At 61.7% G+C, this 955-nt stretch carries 1 protein-coding gene; it reads left to right on the forward strand.

Annotated elements, in window-relative coordinates; translation table 11 throughout:
- The coding region (locus DBR24_RS24860) for an iron-containing alcohol dehydrogenase (RefSeq protein ID WP_256591814.1) at nucleotides 1-787 on the forward strand (787 nt) is incomplete at its 5' end.
- Between the last annotated feature and the right edge of the window lie 168 nt (nucleotides 788-955).

Raw genomic sequence — 955 nt, forward strand, 5'->3', positions numbered from 1 at the left:
CGTCGACCAATCGAGCAAGCCGCAACTGCCGCTGATCGCCATCAACACCACCGCCGGCACGGCCAGTGAGATGACCCGCTTTTGCATCATCACTGACGAATCGCGTCACGTGAAAATGGCCATCGTCGACCGTAATGTCACACCGCTGCTGTCGGTCAACGACCCTGAACTGATGGTCGCCATGCCCAAAGGCCTGACTGCCGCCACCGGCATGGACGCCTTGACCCACGCCATCGAAGCCTACGTGTCGACCGCCGCCAACCCGATCACCGACGCCTGCGCGCTGAAGGCCATGACCCTGATCAGCAACAATCTGCGCCTGGCCGTGCGCGACGGCAGTGACCTCGCCGCGCGGGAGAACATGGCGTATGCACAGTTCCTTGCCGGCATGGCCTTCAACAATGCGTCCCTCGGCTATGTGCACGCGATGGCGCATCAATTGGGCGGTTTCTACGACTTGCCTCACGGTGTGTGCAACGCCGTGCTGCTGCCCCACGTGCAGACGTTCAATGCGCTGGTGTGTGCCGATCGTCTGACCGATGTTGCCCATGCCATGGGCGCGGACATTCGCGGCTTCAGCCCGGAGGAGGGGGCGCAAGCGGCGATCAACGCGATCCGTTGCCTGGCCAGAGATGTCGATATTCCAGGTGGCCTGCGTGAGCTAGGCGCCAAACTCAACGACATTCCGGTGCTTGCCACCAATGCCTTGAAAGACGCATGTGGCCTGACCAACCCGCGGGCGGCGGATCAGCGGCAGATCGAGGAAATTTTCCGCAACGCGTTTTGAGTCGGTGGCGTGCCGATCTAGATGAGCTGACCTGACTGCCCCCTTCGCGAGCAAGCCCGCTCCCGCATTGGATCTGTGTTGTTTGCAAATCCCCCGGGGAGCGGGCTTGCTCGTGAAGACGGCCTCGCCAACACCACAAAATCAAGGATTCTCACATCGGCCAACAGC

The organism is Pseudomonas sp. HMWF006 (assembly GCF_003061205.1).
Taxonomy (GTDB): domain Bacteria; phylum Pseudomonadota; class Gammaproteobacteria; order Pseudomonadales; family Pseudomonadaceae; genus Aquipseudomonas; species Aquipseudomonas monsensis.